Here is a 20,758-nt window from a genome sequence, read left to right as displayed (position 1 = left end):
GGCCCTTCGTCAACGACGCCCAAATCGTGAAAAAGCGTCGTACTTCGAGATAGTCGGTGTCAGTCGAGAACGTCGTGCCGGACGATCGTCTGGTCACGGCCGGGACCGACACCGATCGCCGAGACGCGTGCGCCGATGATGCTCTCCAGGTACTCGACGTACGCCTTGGCGTTGGCCGGCAGCTCGTCGAACGTGCGGCAGCTGGAGATGTCCTCGAACCAGCCCGGCAGCTCCTCGTAGACCGGAACGGCGTGGTGCACGTCGGTCTGCGTCATCGGCATCTCGTCGACCCGGCGACCGTCCACTTCGTACGCGACGCAGACGGGCACCTTCTCCAGGCCCGACAACACGTCCAGCTTGGTGAGGAAGTAGTCGGTGATGCCGTTGACGCGCGAGGCGTACCGGGCGATCACGGCGTCGAACCAGCCGGTGCGGCGCGAACGGCCCGTGGTGACACCGAACTCACCGCCCTGCTTGCGCAGGTACTCGCCCATGTCGTCGTTGAGCTCGGTCGGGAACGGACCGGAGCCCACGCGGGTCGTGTAGGCCTTCAGGATGCCGATCACGGTGCTGATCCGGGTCGGGCCGACACCGGAACCGACGGTCGCGCCGCCGCTCGTCGGGTTCGAGGACGTGACGAACGGGTAGGTGCCGTGGTCGACGTCGAGCAGGGTGCCCTGCGAGCCCTCCAGCACCACGATCTCGCCGCGGTCGAGCGCCTGGTTGAGCAGCAGGCGGGTGTCGGCGATGCGGTGCACGAAGTGCTGCCCGTGCTCCAGCACCTGGTCGACGACCTGCTCGGGGTCGAGCGCCTTGCGGTTGTAGACCTTGACCAGCACCTGGTTCTTGAAGTCCAGGGCGGCCTCGACCTTCTGCCGCAGGATCTTCTCGTCCAGCAGGTCCTGCACGCGCACGCCGACGCGGGCGAGCTTGTCCTGGTAGGCGGGGCCGATGCCGCGGCCGGTCGTGCCGATCTTCGCCTTGCCGAGGTAGCGCTCGGTCACCTTGTCGATGGCCACGTGGTACGGCATGATCAAGTGCGCGTCCGACGAGATCAGCAGACCGCTGGTGTCGACGCCCTTCTCCTCCAGGCCCGCGAGCTCCGTGAGCAGCACGCCGGGGTCGACCACGACGCCGTTGCCGATCACGTTCTTCACGCCGGGCGTGAGGATGCCGGACGGGATGAGGTGCAGGGCGAACTTCTGACCGTCCGGGAGGACCACGGTGTGACCCGCGTTGTTGCCACCCTGGTAGCGGACGATCCACTGGACACGCTCACCGAGGATGTCGGTGGCCTTGCCCTTGCCCTCATCGCCCCACTGGGCACCGATCAGCACGACGGCCGGCATGTGAAACTCCAAGCGCTTGGACTGGTTCGAGCGAACGCCGGTAAGCGAGGGTAGACCAGGAGATGACCGTGCAAGGAATCGTGTTGGCCTGCGGAAACCCGCAGTTGCCAATGATCACTAAGCGTGACGACGTCCACGTCGTGCCCGCCCGCCCCGGCAAGGACCACGTCGACCCCCACCTGGACGCGGAACGGCTGGTCGTGGTGGGTACGGACGCCGACCTCGCGGCGGTGGGAGTCCGGTTGCTGCGCAAGGAGAAGCTCGGTTCCGTCGCACTGGGTTTCGTCCCCGTCGGACAGTCGGCGGTGGCCGCGCTGTGGGGCCTGTCGACCAACCCCGCGCGGGCGTTGGACATCGCCCTCAACGGTGACGTAGATCCCGTTCCGTTCGTGCGCGACGACGTCGGCGGCGTCCTGATGGGCCTCGGCGTGTTGTCACCCGTCCGTGGCGTTGGTTACAGCGACGCGGACAACGTGCTGCGCGGCCAGGCGTCCCGGATCGAGTGCACGCCCGACACCGAGGGCGGCCTGGGTCTCACGATCCGGATCGTGAACAAGCGCCTGCTCGGCTCGCGCGTGCGGGAGAGCAAGCCGCGCGCGTTCCAGCTCGGCTGCCTGCCGACGACCGCGGTGCTGGACGGCCACAAGCACCCCCGCTCGGTCGACAAGTGGACCTGGTACCGCCACACCGGACCTGAGGCTGGTTCGAGGTCTTTAAAAATGGCCTAGTTCGGCGCTTGTCGTTCACTCGGGTGTCACTCGAAGGCATTGCCTAATTCCATAATGTGACCGAGGGTGGTCCCGATCACTTCCAACCAGGAAGGTCGGGACGATGTCAAAAGTTAACCGGATCATTGGTGCCGCCGTCGCCGCGCTGGCAATCACCTTTGGTTCCGTTTCCCCTGCACTCGCGACACCGCCGAACATCCCCACCGCCGCCACCGCGAAATCCGAGCTGGCCGGCCTGACCGTGCGCGCCGACGGCTCCATGACGGGTTATTCGCGCGACAAGTTCCCTCACTGGATCACCCAGTCGGGCGCCTGCAACACCCGTGAGGCCGTGCTGAAGCGGGACGGCACCAACGTGGTGACCGACTCCTCCTGCGCCGCCACCTCGGGCCGCTGGTTCTCGCCCTACGACGGCGCGACCTGGTCGGCGGCCTCCGACGTGGACATCGACCACATCGTCCCGCTGGCCGCCGCCTGGCGTTCGGGAGCGGCGTCGTGGACCACCGCCCAGCGCCAGTCGTTCGCGAACGACATGTCGGGCCCGCAGCTGATCGCGGTCACGGACAACGTGAACCAGGCCAAGGGCGACCAGACCCCGGCCACCTGGAAGCCGCCGCTGACGTCCTACTGGTGCACCTACGCCAAGATGTGGGTACACACGAAGTACCGCTGGAGCCTCAGCGTGAACTCGTCGGAGAAGTCGGCTTTGACGGACATGCTCGGAAGGTGCTGATGGCGTCACTCTCCTCGCTCTTCGTGGCAGGCCCCGGCGGCGTGATGACCGACGAGGTCGGCGTCGTCACCGGCGACCTGGAGCTGTGCACGGAGCTCTCCGACGACGGAAAGCTCCGCGCATCGGTCCGCTACGAAGGCGCGGAAGAGTGGTACGCCATCACGGGCGCTGCGTGCTCCCTGGCCGATCCTCGCGACCACGAGCCGGTCCACTCCCTGCTCCTGGCCCTGCTGAACCGCCCGGACGGCTGAGCGGGGGCAACGCCTCCATCGCCTCGGCCCGGCTCAACCCGGTCGCCTGCAACAGGTCCACGGCAATGCTGCGGATCTGCGCCAGCACCACCTTGGACGAGAACCCGTCCCCACCGAGACGCCGCGCGGTCAACTGCCGCGCGGCGTCCCGCACGGCCTGCCGCGTCTTCTCGGGCGTCTCGCCTTTCTCCAACTCGCTCTTCAAGCAGTCAACGGCGTCCGCGTACTCCTTGAGCACCTCCGGCACCCCGTCCGGAATCCGCTCCTCCGCCTTGAGCGCCGCCATCGCCCTGCGAGCCAGCACCCGAGTGTTGCGAATGGCGTAGTCCACCGGCCCCGCCACGGTCTGGTACCGGCTCAGCTCGTCCTTGGCCCGCCACCGGATCGGCGCGATCTTCGCGATCTCCCTCCCGGTCTGCAACGCCGCCTTGTAGTCGTCAACAGCCGTCTGGCTCTTCCGCAACTCCGCCAGCACCCCAGCCGCCTTCACCGCATCCTGCTGCGTGAGGGCCTCCGCGATGTTCCTGAGCGCCTGGCTCAAGGTGTTCGTGAGCGCCTTCGCCTGACGCTGGGCGACCATGACCGGATTCGCCGGGATCAACGCCGCGACCGCCAGCCCCACCAGCCCACCGGTGAGCGCGTCGATCATGCGGTCGAACCCACCCCCGGCACTGGGCGGCAACAACGTCGCCACCAGCACCGCACTGCTCCCCGCCTGCAGTGCGATCACCGACCCGCCGTCCAGCAACACCGCCGCCGACATCGCCAGCGCAACCACCATCGCGATCTGCCAGGGCCCGCTCCCGATGAAGCTGATGAGCGCGTCCCCGACCCCCACCCCGACCGACACGCCGACAACCAGCTCGCCCACCCGCCTGAGCCGCTGTCCCAACGAGACCCCGAGGGAGACCACAGCCGCGATCGGCGCGAAGAACGGATGCTCATGCCCGATGACGAGCGTCGCCACCAGCCAGGCCAACCCAGCGGACAGGGCACTTTGGACGATCGGCAACGCGGCCCCACGCCACCGCGTCAGCCCACGCCCGACAGCGTCCTTGACCGCGCCCACCACTGCCACCCCGTCCTCGTCGTCCGCCTCGCCGCCGCCAGTCTTGGCCCAACGGCTACCACGCACAACCTGCGGGGACACGGTTTCGATGCTCGGAGGCGAGCAGCCTCACAGCACGCTGACGCAGGGGTACCCCCTGCTTTGGCTCCCCCGCGACCGACGGTACTCAGGGGGTCTGACAGTTTCGCGGGCTGCCGCAGTTCGGCCGAAGGCCCTGCTTTTGATCGAGCCGAAGGCGAGCCGCCCAACTCAAGCGGCCCCGCGGTGGATGGCTTCCCCGTCTAGCGCTCCGATCGTTTGCCGGGCGCGCTCTGGATCGCTAGACGGGGAAGACGTCCACCGCAACGCAACCACCAACGCAACAGGAAGCCGCTCTACGGAACAGGCGTGCCATCTACCTGAGAGTGGCGGAGGTGGAGGGCTTCTTCGGGAGTGTCGGGGTCTGGGGCGGAGCCCCGGGAACAGCCCGCGCCCAGCGCGGGCCCAGCACGCCCCCAAGGGCGGGCCTCAGCTCAACCCGAGCGCAGCCGGCGCCTTCGGATCCGACTCAGCCAAGAACTTCGAGCACCTCTCCCACTCCTCATCCTCCCCGATCTCCCGCGCAGCCCGCGCCAACGCAGCCAACGCCCTCAAAAACCCCTGATTCGGCCGGTGCTCCCAAGGAACGGGCCCGAACCCCTTCCACCCGGACCGCCTCAACTGGTCCAGCCCGCGGTGGTACCCGGTCCGCGCATACGCGTACGCCGCCACCGGATCCCCACCGTGCAACGCCCGCTCAGCCAACAACGCCCAAGCCTCAGAGAAGTCCGGATAAGCACGCACGATCTTGCCGGGATCCGTCCCCCCGTCCGCAGCAGCCTGCGCCTCAGGACGGTCGGGAAGACGGGTCGGCTCTGGCCCAAGGAGGTTCTCAACCATGCACTCATCCTGCCGCACAACCCGCACGCCCCGCGCGGCCCGTGACGCCCCGCACGCCCTCGCTGCTATGCGAGGAACAGCCGCATGACGGACGCCACGACGGCGAGCATCAGGGCAGTGACGAGCACACCGGCGACGATCTTCTTGCTCATGGCCGAGCATGGTGCCGGGATGCTCCGCCCGGATCAACGCGCTTCACCCGGTTGTGCACACAAATTGGAAACATCAGGGTAAAACCAGGGGCGTTTCGGCTTCCTGATCACCGAACGTCACCTCATGATGGGCGGATGATTCAGGGGGTTAGGCAGTTCCGGGACACGTACTGGGAGCGGGGTGCGCCCGGCAGGGAGACGCCTGCGGTGCTCACCAGGCAGCTCTACCAGCTGTGGCTCGTCGGGCTGTTGCTGAAGCTGATCGGCTCGTCGTGGGACGTCTCGTGGCACTTCAAGTGGTTGCGGGACGACTTCGCGCCGCCGCACCTGATCAACACGGTCGGCACGGTGATCGTGGTGGGGCTGACGCTGTTCCACACGTTCACCGGGTACGCGGTGGACAAGGCCACGGTGCGGCTGATGCAGGTCGGGTGCGGGATCTTCCTGGTCGCGCTGCCGATCGACGTGATCAACCACCGGATCAACGGGCTGGACATCACGAGCTGGTCCGGCTCGCACGCGCTGCTGTACCTGGGGACGGCGGTGATGCTGGCGGGCGCGATCCGCGGGTGGATCAAGTACTTCCCGGCCGGCAACCGGCGGACGTTCGGGCTGGTCGCGTTGTGGTTCTTCTTCCTGGAGAACGTCTGGTTCCCCAACCAGCACCAGGAGTACGGCGTGCGCGCATTGCAGGCCTACGACAGCGGTAAGCCGGAGGCCGAGCCGATCCTGCTGCAGTTCGCGGCCGACCAGCTGGGGATCCCGGTCGGGCGGGAGTCGATCCTCAACTTCGCGCTGCCCATCGCGGACTGGGTCTACCCGGTGTGGGGGCTGGTGGCGGCGGCCATCGTGCTCGTGATCGCCCGGCGGACGATCAACCGGCCGTGGGCGGCGACGGCGGTGGCCGGTGGGTACGTGGTGTACCGGTGCCTGATCTGGCCGTTGCTCGCCGGGATCGACTTCCCGAAGTCGGCGGTGCCGTTGTTCCTGGTCCTGGTGGGTCTGGTGATCGACGCGGCGCACTCGGTGAAGATGCCGACGCCTGCCGCGGCGGTGCTCGGGGCGGCCTCGGTCACCACCGTCGGGTACGTCGGGATCTGGGCGCAGCAGGAGTACCTGTGGGCGCCGCCCATCTCGTTCTCGTCCGCGGCGGTCACGGCCGTGTTGATCGCGATGCTGTGGACACTGGGCGACCTGGTGATCCACCGGCCGGAGACGCAGCTGCTGGCCGCCCGGCTGAAGCTCAGCCAGGGCGCTTGAGGCCGGCCTCGGTGAGCCTGCGGGTGATCCGGCCGAACAGGTCCGCGAGTGGCACGCCGACGTCCCGCCCGAACTCCGTCAGCCCGTAGCTGACCTGGGGCGGGGTCGTCGGCTCCACACGGCGCCAGATCAGACCGTCCTCGACCAGCCCGCGCAGCGTCTGGGAGAGCATCTTCTCGCTGATGCCGCGGATGCTCTCGCGCAGCTCGAAGAACCTCAGGTCGCCGCTCTGCAGGGAGATCAGCACCCAGATTCCCCACCGGCTGGTCACGTGGTCGACCATGTCGCGCGCCGGGCAGTCGGTGTGAAACACCTCATACCGCGGCTTCACCTCGGTGTGGTCCACCTGGACACCTCCCGTCACGTCCTGAGCTTACCTCCAGGTACGTCCTTACCAAGAGTTAGTCCAGTTCCTAGCGTCGTGCCCACAGACGACGAAGGAGCTGTTCATGATCGTGGTGACCGGGGCTACCGGAAACGTGGGCCGGCCGTTGACGAAGGCGCTGGCGCTGGCCGGCGAGCAGGTGACGGCGGTGTCGCGGCACGCGGCGGAGGTGCCGGACGGGGTGCGGCACGTGGTGGCCGACCTGGCCGACCCCGCGAGCCTCACGCCGGCGCTGGCCGGGGCGAAAGCGTTGTTCCTGCTGCTGTCGGGCGACCTGCACGCGGTCGGTGCGAGCCCGGCTGACGTGGTCGAGGCCGCGGCGGCGGCCGGGGTCGGCCGGATCGTCCTGCTCTCCTCGCTGGGCGTGGTGACCAGGCCGTTCGGGACGACGCGGGTCGAGCTGCGCAAGCTGGAGGACGCGGTGCGGGAGGCCGGTCCCGGCTGGGCGGTCCTGCGGCCGGGTGGTTTCGCGTCCAACGCGCTGTGGTGGGCGGAGTCGGTGCGCACGCAACGGCTCGTCGCCGCGCCGTTCGGTGACGTCGGTGTGCCGGTCCTCGACCCGGCGGACATCGCCGAGGTCGCCGCCGCCTGCCTGACCGATGACCGGCACCTGGGTGGCGTCTACGAGCTGACCGGCCCGGAGGTGATCACGCCGCGCGAGCAGACCGCGGCCATCGCCGAAGCGCTCGGTGAACCGGTGCGGTTCCACGAGCTCACCCGCGCCGAGGCCAAGGCGGGGATGACGCAGATGATGCCTGCCGAACTCGCCGACGACACCCTCGACATCCTCGGCAACCCGACCGAGGCCGAGCAGCGCGTCTCCCCGGACGTCCAGACGGTCCTCGGCCGCGCCCCGCGCCCCTTCTCGTCCTGGGCCGCCCGCAACGCCGCCGCCTTCCGCTAGCCCCGAATGCCACGCGGGGACCTTTCGTACGATCAGAGCGTACGAAAGGTCCCCGCGTGAGTCGGAGATCAGCCCGCGATCATGCGGCCCGACGACTTCAGGTGCTCGCACGCCTGCGCGATGCGGGCGGCCATGGCCTGCTCAGCGGCCTTGAGGTAGCTGCGCGGGTCGTAGGTCTTCTTGTTGCCGACCTCGCCGTCGATCTTCAGCACGCCGTCGTAGTTCGCGAACATGTGCGCCGCGATCGGACGGGTGAACGCGTACTGCGTGTCCGTGTCGATGTTCATCTTGATGACGCCGTACGACACGGCCTCGTGGATCTCCTCCAGCAGCGAGCCGGAGCCGCCGTGGAAGACCAGGTCGAACGGCTTGGAGCCGGCCGCGAGGCCCAGCTTCTCCGCCACCACGTCCTGGCCCTGCTTGAGGATCTCCGGGCGCAGCTTGACGTTGCCCGGCTTGTAGACGCCGTGCACGTTGCCGAAGGTCGCGGCGAGCAGGTAGCGACCCTTCTCGCCGGTACCGAGGGCGTCGACCGTCTTCAGGTAGTCGTCCGCCGTCGTGTAGAGCTTGTCGTTGATCTCGTTGTCGACGCCGTCCTCCTCGCCGCCGACGACGCCGACCTCGATCTCGAGGACGATCTTCGCCTTGGCCGCGAGGTCGAGCAGCTCGCTCGCGATCTGGAGGTTCTCCTCCAGCGGCACCGCGGAGCCGTCCCACATGTGCGACTGGAAGAGCGGGTTGCCGCCCTTGTCGACCCGCTCCTGGCTGATGGCGATGAGCGGACGCACGTACCCGTCGAGCTTGTCCTTCGGGCAGTGGTCGGTGTGCAGCGCGATGTTCACCGGGTACTTCGCGGCGACCACGTGCGCGAACTCGGCGAGTGCGACAGCGCCGGTCACCATGTCCTTGACCTTGGTGCCCGAGGCGAACTCGGCACCACCGGTCGAGACCTGGATGATGCCGTCGCTCTCGGCCTCGGCGAACCCGCGGAGAGCCGCGTTGAGAGTCTCCGAAGACGTGACGTTGATCGCGGGGTAGGCGAACTCGTTCGCCTTGGCCCGGTCAAGCATCTCCGCGTAGACCTCGGGAGTTGCGATGGGCATCGGTCGTCCTCCTCAGGTGCCCTGAACGCCGTATCAACCGCATCCTACGAGGCTGGGTCACAGGCCCAACGCGGCGGCCAGTTCGGCGTAGTGCCCGTTCAGCGACTGGATGGCCACGTGGTCGGCTCCCGCGTCGACGTGCGCGCGCAACTTCGCGGCAACCTGGTCCGGCGTTCCCCAGGCCACGAGTGCATCGATCAAGTGGTCAGAGCCGGTGCCGGCGACGTCCTCGGCCGAGAAACCCCACCTCCGCCAGTTGTTCGTGTAGTTGGTGAGGGAGAAGTAGAAGGAGAGCTGTTCCCGTGCGATCGCCCGCGCGGTCGCGGCGTCCTCCTCCACCACGACGGTCACCTCGGGTGCGAGGAGCTTGTCGCCGAGCACCTCGCGCGCGTGGGCCGTGTGCTCCACCGGAACGAGGTACGGGTGCGCACCGGCGGTGCGGTCGGCGGCGAGCCGGAGGACCTTCGGGCCGAGCGCGGCGAGGACCAGTGACTCGGCCGGCACGTCCAGGTGGTCCAGGTGGTCCAGGTAGGAGACGAGCTTGTCGTAGGGCTTCTCGTAGGACTGGTCGATCTGCCGGTGGCCCACCCCGACGCCGAGCAGGAACCGGTCGCTCGCGAGCCGGTGGAACCCGGCGGCGATCTGCTCCGGGTCGCTCTGCCACACGTTGACGATGCCGGTCGCGATGGTCATCGACCTCGTGGCGGCCACCGCGCGCTCAGCCTCCGCGATGCCGGGCGAGCCGCCGATCCAGAAGGTGCCGTAGCCGAGCTCCTCCAGTTCAGCCAGCTGGTCTGTCCTGTCGGCCCACTGCAAGTGCGAGCCCCACACACCGAACGTTCCGAGCGACGCTTTCGAAGGCATAGTGGAAACCATGGCAACCGCTGAGTGGAACGGCAAGATCATCGCTTCGAGCGACGACACCGTCGTGGTCGAAGGCAACCACTACTTCCCGCTGGAGTCGGTCGACGCGGCGGTGCTCAAGCCCACCGACCACACCTCCTTCTGCCCGTGGAAGGGCACCGCGAACTACTACTCGCTGGTGGTCGACGGCACCGAGAACACCAACGCGGCCTGGTACTACGCCGAGCCGAAGGACGCGGCGAAGGAGATCAAGGGCCACGTGGCGTTCTGGAAGGGCGTCGAGATCACGGCCTGAGCGACCCGTGTCCACCCGGTGAGCTCGTCACGCGTCCCCGACCACCGCGGACTACCGTCGGAACATGGGGATCTTGAGCACCACTGACCTGAACGTGTCCCGCCTGTGCCTGGGCGGGAACGTCTTCGGCTGGACCGCCGACGAGGACGCCTCGTTCGCCGTGCTCGACGCCTACACCGCGGCGGGAGGGAACTTCGTCGACACCGCCGACGTGTACTCGGCGTGGGCGGAGGGCAACTCCGGCGGTGAGTCGGAGAAGATCATCGGCCGGTGGCTGGCCAGGCGCGGCACCCGCGACGACGTCGTCATCGCCACCAAGGTCGGCATGCTGGCCGGGTTCAAGAACCAGAAGCGCGACACGGTCCTGACCGCGGCCGAGCGGTCGTTGAAGCGCCTCGGCGTCGACCACGTCGACCTCTACTACAACCACCTCGACGACCCGGACACGCCGCTCGAGGAGACGCTGGCCGCCTACGACCAGCTCGTCCGCGACGGCAAGGTCCGCTACGTCGCCGCGTCGAACTTCTCCGCCGAACGGCTCGCGCAGGCGCTGGCGATCCAGGAACGCGAGGGCTTCGCGAAGTTCGTGGCGCTGCAGCCCGAGTACAACCTGGTGAGCCGCGACGAGTTCGAAGGCGCGCTGCAGGACGTGGTCGCCGCGCACGGCTTGGCCACGGTGCCGTACTGGTCGCTCGCGAAGGGCTTCCTGACCGGCAAGTACCGGCCCGGTGTCGAGGTGCGCAGCGCACGGGCAGGTGCCGCGTCGAAGCACCTGGACGAGCACGGCCTGCAGGTGCTGGAGGTGCTCGACGAACTGGCCGAGACGCACCGCACCACGGTCGCCGCCGTGGCGCTGGCGTGGCTCGCGCAGCAGCCGACGGTGGCGGCGCCGATCGCGTCGGCCAGGACGTTGGAGCAGCTCAACGACCTCGTCCCGGCGCTGGAGCTGGAGCTGTCTCAGGCCGAGGTGGACCGTCTGAGTGCAATTTAACTTGCCAGTAGCTTACCGGAAGTAGGTTGCGTTACCGTGGCGGCCATGGACGTCACGGGCAAGGTGGTACTGATCACCGGCGCGGCCAGGGGCATCGGCGCCGAGGTGGCGAGGCAGCTGGCCGCGCGCGGGGCACGGCTCGCGCTCGTCGGGCTGGAGAAGGCCCAGCTCGACGAGGTCGCGCGGGAGACCGGCGGCAAGGCGTGGGAAGTCGACGTCACCGACTGGGACGCGCTCGAACGCACCTTCCACGAGGTCGCCGGGCACTTCGGCGGCATCGACGTGGTGGTGGCGAACGCGGGCATCGCGGCGACCGGGTTCGTGCGCTCGATGGACCCCAAGGCGTTCGAGCGGGTCATCGAGGTGAACCTGCTCGGCGTGTGGCGCACGGTCCGCACGGCGCTGCCGCACCTGATCGCGAGCCGCGGCTACTGCCTGGTCGTGTCGTCGCTGGCGGCGATCGTGCACATCCCCGGCAACGCGGCCTACTCGGCGGCCAAGGCGGGCTGTGAAGCGTTTGCGGACAGCGTCCGGGCCGAGGTCAGGCACCTGGGCGTGGACGTCGGCACGGCGTACTTCTCGTGGATCTCCACGGACATGGTGAACAGCGCCGACGAGCACCCGGTGTTCGGCAAGCTGCGCCAGGGCATGCCGGGTCTCGCGAGCAAGAAGTACCCGGTCCGCAACGTGGGCAGGGCCGTGGTCCGCGGCATCGAGAAGCGGGCGAAGGCGGTCCACGTCCCCGGCTGGGTCGGCGTGCTCAAGTACTTCCGCGCGTTCACGCCGGTGGTCGTGGACCGCCAGGCGGTCAAGGAGGTGGCGGAGGCCGACCGGCAGATGGCCGCGAACGACACGTCAGGTCTGGTCGGACCGGGTGGTCAAGCCGCTAGTCGGTGAGCCAGGAGCCGAGCAGGGCGTTCCAGACGCGGATCTCCCACTTGGTGACGACGTTCGCGGGCGTGTACGGGTCGGCGGAGATGATCTCCTTCAAGGTCGCCTCGTCGGCGGCCTCGTAGATGATCAACGCGCCGGTGTCGTCCGCGTACGGGCCGGCGGCGAGCACCACGCCCTTCTCGGCGAGCGAGGCGATGTACTCGCGGTGTGCGGGGCGCACCGCGAGACGCTCGTCACGGTTTGAACCGAACACCAATTCGACTGCAAAGCGGGCCATGGCACCACCGTAGCGACGTGACCGGTACCGTCCTACCTCGTGGCTGGCGACGAAACCCCGCGCAGCGTGCAGGACACCCTGACCAACCTGCGGATCAAGGACGGCGTCGCAGGACCTCCCGCAGGGCCTCTGACGCTCGAAGACCTGTACAAGCAGCACCGCATGCGCCTCATCAGGCTCGCGCTGCTGCTGGTGGACGAGCCGGCGACGGCGGAGGACGTGGTGCAGGAGGCCTTCACCGGCCTGCACCGCAACTGGAAGGGCCTGCGCGACGCCCAGGCCGCCGTGGGCTACCTCCGCACGGCCGTGGTGAACGGCTCGCGCAGCGTGCTGCGCCGCCGCAAGACGGCCCGCGACTACACCCCGCCGCACGTGGCGAACGCCCGCTCGGCCGAGTCGCTCGCGATGCTCACCGCGGAGCACCAGGCCGTGGTGAAGGCGCTGCAGCAACTGCCGCCGAGGCAGCGCGAGGTGCTCGTGCTGCGCTACTACGGCGACCTGTCGGAGGCCGAGATCGCCGAGGCCACCGGCATCTCGAAGGGCACGGTCAAGTCGACGGCGTCCAGGGCGCTCGACGCGCTGCAGAAGCTCATGGCGGGCCGATAACCCGACACTCCTGACAGCGCCGCGATGCCGGTCATCGCGGCGCTGTCGTGCGTTGACGCAGGGCCGTGGCCGCGCCAACGCTCACAGGCCGGTGTTCGCGGTCATGACTGCCCCTGGCGAACGGCCTGGCTCGGTGCGGAACCCACGAACCAGACCTTGGTGGTTGCTGAGGCGCACCCTCGACGGCGCTGTGATCACCGCCGGTCGCGAGCACGTGCCGACCCCGCTCCGACCACCACGAGCTCGGCGTTCGCGGCGCTGTCGTGCGTTGACGCAACGTCACATCTGGTGCTCACTACCGTTTTGCCCGGTGAGAGCGGTTCCACGTCGTAGGAGCACGCGCCCAATCCGGTGCTTGGTATAGACCAATAGGGGGCTAATGCCGCAGGATCAGTCCCCGTGGCACGCAGACACGTGGTCGCCGTCGACATCGGTGGCACCGAAACCAAGGCAGCGCTGGTCACCGGCACCGCGGAAGCCGTGGTGGCCCAGAAGCACGCGCGCAGGGCGACTCCCGGGCAGCTGGAGCCGTTGCTGGACGTCCTCGCCGAGCTCGTCGACGAGCTCCGCGGGGCCTCCGAGCACGAGGTCGACGCCGTGGGGATCGTGGCGCCGGGCATCGTGGACGAGGTCAACGGTGTCGGCGTGTACACGGCCAACCTGCCGTGGAGCGAGTTCCCGTTCAGCGCGGTCCTGACCGAGCGGCTCGGGGTTCCCGTCGCGTTCGGTCACGACGTGCGGGCGGCGGGGCTGGCCGAGTGCCGGATGGGGGCCGCGAAGGGGCTGCGCAACGCGGTGATCATGCCCATCGGCACCGGGATCGCCGGTGCGCTGCTGCTGGACGGGCAGATCTTCAGCGGTGGCGGGTACGCGGGTGAGATCGGGCATGTCAACGTCGGACACGGCGTGCCCTGCGCCTGCGGGCAGGTCGGGTGTGTGGAGACCGTCGCTTCCTCCGCCGCCATCGCACGTCGCTACACCGCGCGCACCGGACGAGCCGTGAACGGTGCCGCTGAGGTCGCAAGCCTGGTGAAAGCCGGGGACGAGGACGCCGTCGCCGTGTGGCACGAGGCCGTGGACGCGCTCGCCAGGGGGATCCTGGTGCTGGCGACGTTGCTCGGCCCGGAGGCCGTGGTGCTCGGTGGTGGGCTCGCGCTGGCGGGAAACCTGCTGGTGGAGCCGCTCGAGGACAGGCTGGACGGGCTGATCGCCTTCCAGCGCCGACCGGAGCTGCGGCTCGCGGCGCTCGGCGACGAGGCGGGCTTCCTCGGCGCGGCGCTGCTGGCCATCGACACGCTGGAGGCGTGATGAGCACGTGGGGTGGACCGGTCGACGTGACCCTGACCGGTGGTCGGGTCGTCACGCCGGACAGGGTGCTCGAGAACGGGTGGGTCAGCGTCAGGGACGGCCGCATCGCCGCCGTCGGCGAGGGGACGGCTCCGGACGGTCCCACGACCGACATCGGCGGCGGCACGATCGTGCCCGGCTTCGTCGACATCCACTGCCACGGCGGTGGCGGGGACGCGTTCACCAGCAGCGACCCGGTGAAGATCCGCAAGGCCGCCTCCGCGCACCGCAGGCACGGCACCACGACGCTGCTCGCGTCGCTGGTCTCCCGCCCGGTGCCGGAGCTGGCCGACCAGGTCTCGGCGCTCGCCGAGCTGGTCCAGGAGGGCGTCGTCGCGGGCGTCCACCTGGAGGGCCCGTTCCTGTCGGCGGCCCGCTGCGGCGCGCACGACCCGGCGATCCTGTGCCCGCCGGAGCAGACCGCGGTCACGAAGCTGCTCGACGCGGGCAAGGGCACGGTCCGCATGATCACCGTCGCGCCGGAGCTGGAGGGCGCGGTGCACGCCGTGCACCAGCTCGTCGACAACGGCGTCATCGCCGCCATCGGCCACACCGACGCGACCGAGGCGCAGGTCCGCCCCGCCGTCGACGCCGGTGCCAGCGTGGCCACGCACCTGTTCAACGGCATGCGCCCGCTGCACCACCGCGAACCGGGCCCGATCGGAGCGCTGCTCGACGACGAACGCGTCACCGTCGAGCTCATCTGCGACCTCGTGCACCTGCACCCCACGGCGGTCCGGCTGGCCGCGCACCACGCCGGTCTGCGGCGCACCGTCCTCATCACCGACGCCATCGCGGCGGCGGGCGTGGGTGACGGCGTGTACGACGTCGGCGGCCTCGAGGTGCGCGTCGTCGACGGCGTTCCAACGTTGGCAGGAGGCGCCGCGCTGGCCGGCAGCACGCTCACGATGGACATGGCGTTCCGCAACGCCGTGAACGCGTGTGGACTGTCGCTCGTGGAGGCCGCGTACGCCACCGCGACGCGCGGCGCGGAGCTGCTCGGCCTGGACACCGGCAAGCTGCAGCAGGGCTGCGCCGCCGACCTCGTCGTCCTCGATGCAGAATTGAAGCCGAGGGACGTGATGAGCAAGGGCGAGTGGGTCAAGGACTGAGCTGAGGGCGGGGCATGGCGGACGATCCGGAGCGACTGGTGGCGAACGCCCTGCGTGCGCAGGCGACCAGCACGAATGCCGGATTTGTCGCATCTGCCCCGGTTGCTCCCGAGCGCCCGGCACCCATGTCCGTGTGGTGGGTGCTGGGTCTCGCGTTGCTGTTGGGGCTGGCCGCGGGCACGGTGGCCGCAGTGATCACGCTCGGCTGACCTGTACCGTTGTCGCCGTGACGATTGCATTGGGCCCTGACTGGCTGGACCCCACCGTGCTGCTGAACGGGCTCGGCCCGTACATGCTCATCGGGCTGTGCCTCATCATCTTCGCTGAGTGCGGGCTGCTCGTCGGTTTCTTCCTGCCGGGCGACTCACTGCTGTTCACCGCAGGCCTCTTCGTCGCGGCGGGCACCATCGACACCCCGCTCTGGCTCGTCTGCGTGCTGCTGACGATCTGCGCGTTCGTCGGCAACGTCGTGGGCTACTACATCGGCGCGAAGGCCGGACCGGCGCTGTTCTCCAAGCCCGAGTCGAAGATCTTCAAGAAGGAGTACGTCGACAAGACGCAGGAGTTCTTCGACAAGTACGGCGCGCGTGCCATCGTCCTCGCCCGGTTCGTGCCGATCGTCCGCACGTTCATCACGGCGATGGCCGGTGTCGGCAGGATGGACCCGAAGAAGTACTTCACCTACTCCGCGATCGGCGGCGTGGCGTGGGCGGCGGGCCTGACGGTCCTGGGCTACTTCCTCGGCCAGGTCTCCTTCATCAAGGAGAACCTGGAGATCACGCTGCTCGCCATCGTCTTCCTGTCGATCGTGCCGATCATCGTCGAGGTGATCAAGGCGCGCAGGGAGAAGAAGTCGCTCCTGGAGGAGGAGGCGGACGACATCACGCAGGTGATGGAGGCGCAGCTGCAGGACGACTCGACCCAGATCATCCCGCGCGTCGAGCGCTGAGCTCCCGGAAGGCCCGTCGCACCCGGTGGGCCTTTTTGCTGGCCAAGTTTGAATACAGAGCTGTACTGTATTTGTATGATCACGATCGTGGGGGCGGGTCCGACCGGCTTGGCGCTGGCGTGCGGACTGCGGCGGTTCGAGGTGGACGTGCGGGTGGTGGACGCGGCTTCCGGCCCGGCCACGACGTCGAGGGCGATGGGGGTGCAGCCGCGGGGAGCCGAGGTGCTGGCCCGGCTGGGCGCGCTGGGCGACCTGGCCGAGAAGGCGGTGCGGCTGCGGAAGATGCGGGTCAACGGCGAGGTGGCGCTGGACATGAGCGCCCTGCGCGAGGCCGGTCAGCTGGTGGTCTCGCAGGCCCGCGTGGAGGACCGGCTGCGTGACCGGCTGTCCGCGCTCGGGGTGGAGGTCGAGTGGGACACCCCGGCGGAGACGGTCGCGGACGCGGACTGGTTGATCGGTTGCGACGGCGCGCATTCGTGGGTGCGCAAGCACGCCGGCATCGCGTTCGAAGGTTCGCAGGTGATGGAGAACTTCCTGCTGCGCGACGTCCGCGCGGCGTGGGACCTCGACCGCGAGTCGATCCACATCTTCGCCGACGGGCCGTCGATGACGACGGTCTTCCCGTTGCCCGGCGGCGTCTGGCGGGTGATGTCACCGGACGGCGGGCGGTGGACGCCGGGCCCGGTCGAGGAGGTGGAGTGGGAGTCGACGTTCCGGATCCACCGCAGGCAGGCCGTGACCTACCGGCGGGGGACCGTGTTCCTGGCGGGCGACGCGGCGCACATCCACAGCCCGGTGGGCGGGCAGGGCATGAACACCGGACTGGGTGACGCGGAGAACCTCGCGTGGAAGCTCGCGCTGGTGGTGCATGGCCGGGCGGACGAGCGGCTGCTCGACACCTACGAGGCCGAGCGGCGGCCGATCGGTGCGCGGGTGCTCGCCTCGACCACTCCGGCGACCCGGCTGGTGCTGGGTCCCGGCCTGGTGACGCGGACGATCCGGGACCGGGTGATGTGGCCGCTGCTGAACATCCGGCCCGTGCAACGGCGGCTGGTCCGGTCCGCCTCGCAGCTCGGCGTGCGGTACTCCGGTCCGCTGGCGGCCGGGCGGCGCGGCGGTCAGCGGGTGCCGGCGTTCGCGGGTCGGCCGGTGGGTGCTCGCGGGGCCGGCGACGTGCCTGGAGGTGGCACGGGAGCGGCTGGGGGACGTCGTGCACCATGAACGCGCCGGCGAGACGCTGCTGGTGCGCCCGGACGGGCACCTGGCGTGGCGCGGCCCGTCGAACCCCGAAAGGCTCACCGCGTGGCTGAACGAAGTGCTGGGCGTCCCCGCGACCCCGAGGCGGACGGCGCGATCCTGACGGCGGCGTTCGAGCTGTTCCTGGAACGCGGCCTCGACGGCACGTCGATCGAGCAGGTGGCCCGGCGCGCGGGCGTGACCCGCGCGACGGTCTACCGGCGGTTCGCCACCAAGGAGGAGCTGCTGTTCAGCGTGATCGAGCTGCCGCGCACGGTCGCGGCGCTCGATCCGGAACGGATGGCCGTCGCGCCGCCGGAGGAGACGCTGAAGGCGTGGGCGGCACTGATGTCGACGCCGCAGTCGATCCAGCTGCTGCGCCGGATCGTGGGGGCGTCGGCGGACAACTTCGAGCTGATGCGGCGGTACTGGGAGCTCTTCATCGCACCGCGCCGGGCTGTGCTGTACGACGTCGTCCGTCCCGGTTTCCCGGCCGGTACCGACCTGTCGCTGGTGGTGGACATGGTCGGAGGTGCGCTTTTCTACCGGGCGCTCACCCGGCCGGAGCAGCCGACGGCCGCCGAACTGGAAACTTACTTGCACAAAGTGTTGCACCAGGTCGGATACCGCCCCTAGGTTGCTAGTGGTCTGGACCAATGGAGGCCACTGATGTCGTTGCTCCGCAAGGGACTGGCCGTCGCACTCGCCGCGCTCTCCGTCTCGGCCGGCACCGCGCCGCTCGCCGAGGCCGCACCGCGCAAGATCGTCGGCGCCTACTACGGCAACTGGTACAGCGGCTCGAAGCCGATCTCGTCCATCCCCACGACCACCCCGATCACGCACCTGTTCTACGCGTTCGCCCTGATCGAGAACGGCAAGTGCGTGATGACGGCCCCGACCGCGGCCAAGGACTTCGCGGACATCCGCGATCTGAAGAAGCGCAAGCCGTCGCTGAAGGCGTTGATCTCGCTGGGCGGCTGGGGCGCGGGCGGGTTCTCCGACGCCGCGCTGACCCCGGCCTCGCGCTCCACGCTCGTCCAGTCCTGTGTGGACCTGTTCTTCCGCGACGGGACCTTCGACGGCATCGACATCGACTGGGAGTTCCCCGTCTACGGCGGCCCGGCCGAGATCACCGACCGACCGGCGGACAGGCGCAACATGACGTTGCTGACCAAGGACTTCCGGCGCGCGCTGGGATCCAGGAAGCTCGTCACCGCCGCGTTGCCCGCCGGCCGGTTGCAGACCGACGGCCCGTACGACCCGGCGAAGTCGTTTGAGCTGCGCGAACTGGCGCGGGTCATGGACTTCATCAACGTCATGACCTACGACCTCGGCACCGGTTTCTCGCCCGTGGCCACGTTCAACGCCGGTTTCCGCGAGGTCTCGAACGACCCGATGCCCACCGCCGACCGGAAGTGGAACAACGTCGTCGGCGCGATCGACTACTACCAGCGGCACGGCGTTCCACCGCGCAAGATGGTGCTGGGAGTGCCGTTCTACGGCCGCGGTTTCAACGTCAAGACCGAGGGCCCGCAGCACGGTCTCTACCAGCCTTACGACAGCGCGTTCTGGGTCGACGGCTATGACGAGGCGCTGAAGCTCAAGAACACGCCGGGGTGGCAGGAGTACTGGCACCCCGTCGCGCAGTCGCCGTGGCTGTTCAACGCGGCCGAGAAGAAGTTCGTGTCGTACGAGAACCCGCGCTCGATCGGCATCCGCGCCGGTTTCGCCCGTTCACGCGGGTTGCTCGGGACGTTCATGTGGGAGGTCGGGCACGACGACGCACAGCACTCGCTGCTGAACGCGATGTCCGGCAGGGGTTGAGTCTTCCGTTACGTCAAGGTGTTGGTTGATCGGCATGACCGACACCACGCGACGTGAACTGCTGGGATGGCTGGCCGGGCTCGGTGCGGCGGCGGGCGTGGGCCTGGTCGCGCCGGGCCGGGCCGCAGCGTCCGGCTCCACGGGCGTCACCGCCCTGCGCGGCGTGACGCTCGTCGACACCACCGGCTCGCCACCCCGGCGCGACGCCACCATCGTGCTGGCGGACAACAGGATCCTCGCGGTCGGCGGCTGCGACCTGCCGTTGCCGCCGAACGCGACCGTGCTCGACCTGCCGGGCAAGTACGTGATCCCGGGCCTGTGGGACATGCACGTGCACGGCGCGTACTCCGACCGCGTCACGTTCCCGATGTGCCTGGCCAACGGCGTGGTGGGGCTCCGAGAGATGTGGGGCTTCGGGCCGATCTACGAGCTGCGCGACCGGGTCGAGCGCGGCGAGGTGTTCGGGCCGAAGCTGGTCGTGGGCAGCACGATCATCGACGGGCCGGACTCGATGTTGCCGGGGCCGTTGATCGCGCGCACGCCCGAGGAGGGCCGGGCGGCGGTGCGGGACTGGGCCGGGCAGGGGGCCGAGTTCGTCAAGGTCTACTCGTACCTGGACCGTGCGACGCTCACGGCGATCGCGGACGAGCGCGCGCGCATCGGGATTCCGTTCGCCGGGCACAACTCGTGCCACGTGCCGTTGGGCGAGGCGAGCGACCTGGGGCAGCGGACGTTCGAGCACATGTACGGCCTGCCGCTCGCGACGAGCAGCCAGGAGGACGAGCTGCGGGACCGGATCGGGCGGACACCGCTGGACCCGGCGAACCCGTTCGGCTGGTTCAAGCAGTGGCTGGAGTGCGAGCGCCTGGCCACGCTGTCACACCGCCGGTCCAAGGCGGTGCAGCTGGCGAAACGACTGCGGCGCAACAACTCCTGGCTCTCGCCGACGATCGGGGCGATGCGCGTGTACGGCAGCCCGGCCGACCGGTTCGCCGACGACGAACGGCTGAAGTACGTGCCGCCGTTCATGAAGCAGCTGTGGGCCGACCAGTTGAAGCAGTGGGTTCCGGTGACACCGCAGGAGATCCGCGATCAGGAGCTCTTCCTGCGCAGGCGCATGGACCAGGTGGCGGAGATGCACGCGCTCGACGTCGGCGTGCTCGTCGGCACCGACACCGGCAACCCGTACACCTACGCCGGGTTCTCCGTGCACGACGAGCTGGAGCTGCTGGTCGAGGCGGGGTTGTCGCCGTTGGCAGCGCTGCGGGCGGCGACGGCCGGCCCGGCCACCGTGCTCGGCGAACCGGCCGGCACGCTGCGGCCGGGACAGCGCGCGGACCTCGTGGTGCTGCACGGGAACCCGCTCGCCGACATCCGCAACACCCGGCGCATCCACTCGGTGCTGACCCGCGGGCGGGTGCTCGGTGAGGAGGAGCGCGCGCGGATGCTGGCGGACGCGGAGAAGGCGGCGCAGGAGCCGTTTCCCGCTGTTCAGCGGGCCTGTTGCTGAG

Annotated in this window: 25 protein-coding genes; 18 read left to right on the top strand and 7 right to left on the bottom strand. The window is 69.3% G+C overall.

The features are described 5' to 3' along the window. Nucleotides 1-59 precede the first annotated feature (59 nt). Nucleotides 60-1,349, bottom strand: a complete 1,290-nt coding sequence (locus tag BBK82_RS15705) for an adenylosuccinate synthase (RefSeq protein ID WP_065915683.1) — start codon at nt 1,347-1,349, stop codon at nt 60-62. Between the two features lie 110 nt (nt 1,350-1,459). Between BBK82_RS15705 and BBK82_RS15700 the strand changes: the two genes are divergently transcribed. The 3 genes from BBK82_RS15700 to BBK82_RS15690 all read left to right on the top strand — a co-directional run bounded on the left by BBK82_RS15700 (nt 1,460) and on the right by BBK82_RS15690 (nt 3,061). Further along, entirely contained in the window at nt 1,460-2,077 is a 618-nt protein-coding gene (locus BBK82_RS15700) for a hypothetical protein (RefSeq protein WP_335618090.1), read from the top strand. 103 nt (nt 2,078-2,180) lie between these two features. Further along, the gene (locus BBK82_RS15695; RefSeq protein ID WP_065915682.1) at nt 2,181-2,810 is read left to right on the top strand and encodes an HNH endonuclease family protein; all 630 of its coding nucleotides are present in this window, start codon (nt 2,181-2,183) and stop codon (nt 2,808-2,810) included. Next, a complete protein-coding gene (locus BBK82_RS15690; protein WP_065921099.1) occupies nt 2,810-3,061 on the top strand; it encodes a hypothetical protein in 252 nt (83 codons plus the stop codon). Before BBK82_RS15695 ends, BBK82_RS15690 begins: the two co-directional genes overlap by 1 nt. Here the strand turns inward: BBK82_RS15690 and BBK82_RS15685 are convergent. Both BBK82_RS15685 and BBK82_RS15680 read right to left on the bottom strand, forming a co-directional pair. Next, nucleotides 2,970-4,211 carry an FUSC family protein gene (locus tag BBK82_RS15685; protein WP_237048215.1) on the bottom strand — a complete coding sequence of 414 codons (1,242 nt, stop codon included), beginning with the start codon at nt 4,209-4,211 and terminating at the stop codon, nt 2,970-2,972. The two genes, BBK82_RS15690 and BBK82_RS15685, sit on opposite strands and share 92 nt — an antisense overlap. A 426-nt stretch (nt 4,212-4,637) precedes the next feature. Beyond that, nucleotides 4,638-5,048, bottom strand: a complete 411-nt coding sequence (locus BBK82_RS15680; protein ID WP_065915681.1) for a DUF3151 domain-containing protein — start codon at nt 5,046-5,048, stop codon at nt 4,638-4,640. Nucleotides 5,049-5,335: 287 nt separating this feature from the next. Here BBK82_RS15680 and BBK82_RS15675 point away from each other — a divergent pair, with 287 nt between their 5' ends. Continuing rightward, complete coding sequence (locus BBK82_RS15675) at nt 5,336-6,460, top strand: hypothetical protein (RefSeq protein WP_065915680.1); 1,125 nt, start codon at nt 5,336-5,338, stop codon at nt 6,458-6,460. Here the strand turns inward: BBK82_RS15675 and BBK82_RS15670 are convergent. Next, nucleotides 6,444-6,824: a winged helix-turn-helix transcriptional regulator gene (locus BBK82_RS15670; RefSeq protein WP_065915679.1), complete on the bottom strand. Its 381-nt coding sequence runs from the start codon at nt 6,822-6,824 to the stop codon at nt 6,444-6,446. The genes BBK82_RS15675 and BBK82_RS15670 overlap by 17 nt on opposite strands. Before the next feature lie 85 nt (nt 6,825-6,909). Between BBK82_RS15670 and BBK82_RS15665 the strand changes: the two genes are divergently transcribed. Then, entirely contained in the window at nt 6,910-7,749 is an 840-nt protein-coding gene (locus BBK82_RS15665) for an SDR family oxidoreductase (protein ID WP_065915678.1), read from the top strand. Between the two features lie 68 nt (nt 7,750-7,817). Here BBK82_RS15665 and fbaA read toward each other — a convergent pair whose 3' ends face one another. Next, nucleotides 7,818-8,852 (bottom strand): class II fructose-bisphosphate aldolase, encoded by a 1,035-nt coding sequence (fbaA, locus tag BBK82_RS15660; protein ID WP_065915677.1) that lies wholly within the window; start codon nt 8,850-8,852, stop codon nt 7,818-7,820. 57 nt (nt 8,853-8,909) lie between these two features. Further along, nucleotides 8,910-9,716: an LLM class F420-dependent oxidoreductase gene (locus tag BBK82_RS15655; RefSeq protein ID WP_218920624.1), complete on the bottom strand. Its 807-nt coding sequence runs from the start codon at nt 9,714-9,716 to the stop codon at nt 8,910-8,912. Between the two features lie 10 nt (nt 9,717-9,726). Between BBK82_RS15655 and BBK82_RS15650 the strand changes: the two genes are divergently transcribed. From BBK82_RS15650 to BBK82_RS15640, 3 genes are all read left to right on the top strand, one after another. Continuing rightward, the gene (locus tag BBK82_RS15650; protein ID WP_065915675.1) at nt 9,727-10,011 is read left to right on the top strand and encodes a DUF427 domain-containing protein; all 285 of its coding nucleotides are present in this window, start codon (nt 9,727-9,729) and stop codon (nt 10,009-10,011) included. A gap of 64 nt (nt 10,012-10,075) precedes the next feature. After that, complete coding sequence (locus BBK82_RS15645) at nt 10,076-11,002, top strand: aldo/keto reductase (RefSeq protein ID WP_065915674.1); 927 nt, start codon at nt 10,076-10,078, stop codon at nt 11,000-11,002. A 45-nt stretch (nt 11,003-11,047) separates the two neighbouring features. Continuing rightward, nucleotides 11,048-11,899 (top strand): SDR family oxidoreductase, encoded by an 852-nt coding sequence (locus BBK82_RS15640; protein ID WP_065915673.1) that lies wholly within the window; start codon nt 11,048-11,050, stop codon nt 11,897-11,899. Here the strand turns inward: BBK82_RS15640 and BBK82_RS15635 are convergent. Then, nucleotides 11,889-12,116: a YciI family protein gene (locus BBK82_RS15635; RefSeq protein WP_237048213.1), complete on the bottom strand. Its 228-nt coding sequence runs from the start codon at nt 12,114-12,116 to the stop codon at nt 11,889-11,891. The two genes, BBK82_RS15640 and BBK82_RS15635, sit on opposite strands and share 11 nt — an antisense overlap. Before the next feature lie 96 nt (nt 12,117-12,212). Between BBK82_RS15635 and BBK82_RS15630 the strand changes: the two genes are divergently transcribed. The 10 genes from BBK82_RS15630 to BBK82_RS15595 all read left to right on the top strand — a co-directional run bounded on the left by BBK82_RS15630 (nt 12,213) and on the right by BBK82_RS15595 (nt 20,757). Beyond that, nucleotides 12,213-12,779 (top strand): SigE family RNA polymerase sigma factor, encoded by a 567-nt coding sequence (locus tag BBK82_RS15630; protein ID WP_065915671.1) that lies wholly within the window; start codon nt 12,213-12,215, stop codon nt 12,777-12,779. Between the two features lie 399 nt (nt 12,780-13,178). Next, nucleotides 13,179-14,087, top strand: coding sequence for an ROK family protein (locus BBK82_RS15625; protein ID WP_237048212.1), 909 nt, complete (start codon nt 13,179-13,181; stop codon nt 14,085-14,087). Next, on the top strand, nt 14,087-15,238 hold the full coding sequence (gene nagA, locus BBK82_RS15620; RefSeq protein WP_065915669.1) for an N-acetylglucosamine-6-phosphate deacetylase: 1,152 nt from the start codon (nt 14,087-14,089) through the stop codon (nt 15,236-15,238). The genes BBK82_RS15625 and nagA overlap by 1 nt, the downstream gene beginning before the upstream one ends. A 14-nt stretch (nt 15,239-15,252) precedes the next feature. Further along, a complete protein-coding gene (locus BBK82_RS50230) occupies nt 15,253-15,447 on the top strand; it encodes a hypothetical protein (protein WP_154697338.1) in 195 nt (64 codons plus the stop codon). Between the two features lie 17 nt (nt 15,448-15,464). Continuing rightward, the gene (locus BBK82_RS15615) at nt 15,465-16,187 is read left to right on the top strand and encodes a DedA family protein (RefSeq protein WP_237048210.1); all 723 of its coding nucleotides are present in this window, start codon (nt 15,465-15,467) and stop codon (nt 16,185-16,187) included. Between the two features lie 75 nt (nt 16,188-16,262). Beyond that, nucleotides 16,263-17,408: an FAD-dependent oxidoreductase gene (locus BBK82_RS15610; protein ID WP_237048209.1), complete on the top strand. Its 1,146-nt coding sequence runs from the start codon at nt 16,263-16,265 to the stop codon at nt 17,406-17,408. Further along, on the top strand, nt 17,341-17,547 hold the full coding sequence (locus BBK82_RS56265) for an aromatic-ring hydroxylase C-terminal domain-containing protein (protein ID WP_335618089.1): 207 nt from the start codon (nt 17,341-17,343) through the stop codon (nt 17,545-17,547). Before BBK82_RS15610 ends, BBK82_RS56265 begins: the two co-directional genes overlap by 68 nt. Next, nucleotides 17,490-18,059 (top strand): TetR/AcrR family transcriptional regulator, encoded by a 570-nt coding sequence (locus BBK82_RS55800; RefSeq protein ID WP_065915668.1) that lies wholly within the window; start codon nt 17,490-17,492, stop codon nt 18,057-18,059. The genes BBK82_RS56265 and BBK82_RS55800 overlap by 58 nt, the downstream gene beginning before the upstream one ends. A gap of 33 nt (nt 18,060-18,092) precedes the next feature. Further along, nucleotides 18,093-19,247, top strand: coding sequence for a glycoside hydrolase family 18 protein (locus BBK82_RS15600; protein ID WP_218920623.1), 1,155 nt, complete (start codon nt 18,093-18,095; stop codon nt 19,245-19,247). A 34-nt stretch (nt 19,248-19,281) separates the two neighbouring features. Further along, entirely contained in the window at nt 19,282-20,757 is a 1,476-nt protein-coding gene (locus BBK82_RS15595; protein WP_065921096.1) for an amidohydrolase family protein, read from the top strand. Nucleotide 20,758 lies beyond the last annotated feature (1 nt).

Origin of the sequence: Lentzea guizhouensis, from assembly GCF_001701025.1 — a bacterium.
GTDB classification, from domain to species: domain Bacteria; phylum Actinomycetota; class Actinomycetes; order Mycobacteriales; family Pseudonocardiaceae; genus Lentzea; species Lentzea guizhouensis.
The sequence above is the reverse complement of the archived record's forward strand: the minus strand, read 5'-3'. Positions and strand labels throughout refer to the sequence as shown.

Coding starts and splice junctions, on each gene's coding strand:
- BBK82_RS15705 (WP_065915683.1), bottom strand. CDS start 1,349: ATGCCGGCCGTCGTGCTGATCGGTGCCCAGTGGGGCGATGAGGGCAAG.
- BBK82_RS15700 (WP_335618090.1), top strand. CDS start 1,460: ATGATCACTAAGCGTGACGACGTCCACGTCGTGCCCGCCCGCCCCGGC.
- BBK82_RS15695 (WP_065915682.1), top strand. CDS start 2,181: ATGTCAAAAGTTAACCGGATCATTGGTGCCGCCGTCGCCGCGCTGGCA.
- BBK82_RS15690 (WP_065921099.1), top strand. CDS start 2,810: ATGGCGTCACTCTCCTCGCTCTTCGTGGCAGGCCCCGGCGGCGTGATG.
- BBK82_RS15680 (WP_065915681.1), bottom strand. CDS start 5,048: ATGGTTGAGAACCTCCTTGGGCCAGAGCCGACCCGTCTTCCCGACCGT.
- BBK82_RS15675 (WP_065915680.1), top strand. CDS start 5,336: ATGATTCAGGGGGTTAGGCAGTTCCGGGACACGTACTGGGAGCGGGGT.
- BBK82_RS15665 (WP_065915678.1), top strand. CDS start 6,910: ATGATCGTGGTGACCGGGGCTACCGGAAACGTGGGCCGGCCGTTGACG.
- fbaA (WP_065915677.1), bottom strand. CDS start 8,852: ATGCCCATCGCAACTCCCGAGGTCTACGCGGAGATGCTTGACCGGGCC.
- BBK82_RS15655 (WP_218920624.1), bottom strand. CDS start 9,716: ATGCCTTCGAAAGCGTCGCTCGGAACGTTCGGTGTGTGGGGCTCGCAC.
- BBK82_RS15650 (WP_065915675.1), top strand. CDS start 9,727: ATGGCAACCGCTGAGTGGAACGGCAAGATCATCGCTTCGAGCGACGAC.
- BBK82_RS15645 (WP_065915674.1), top strand. CDS start 10,076: ATGGGGATCTTGAGCACCACTGACCTGAACGTGTCCCGCCTGTGCCTG.
- BBK82_RS15640 (WP_065915673.1), top strand. CDS start 11,048: ATGGACGTCACGGGCAAGGTGGTACTGATCACCGGCGCGGCCAGGGGC.
- nagA (WP_065915669.1), top strand. CDS start 14,087: ATGAGCACGTGGGGTGGACCGGTCGACGTGACCCTGACCGGTGGTCGG.
- BBK82_RS50230 (WP_154697338.1), top strand. CDS start 15,253: ATGGCGGACGATCCGGAGCGACTGGTGGCGAACGCCCTGCGTGCGCAG.
- BBK82_RS15610 (WP_237048209.1), top strand. CDS start 16,263: ATGATCACGATCGTGGGGGCGGGTCCGACCGGCTTGGCGCTGGCGTGC.
- BBK82_RS15600 (WP_218920623.1), top strand. CDS start 18,093: ATGTCGTTGCTCCGCAAGGGACTGGCCGTCGCACTCGCCGCGCTCTCC.
- BBK82_RS15595 (WP_065921096.1), top strand. CDS start 19,282: ATGACCGACACCACGCGACGTGAACTGCTGGGATGGCTGGCCGGGCTC.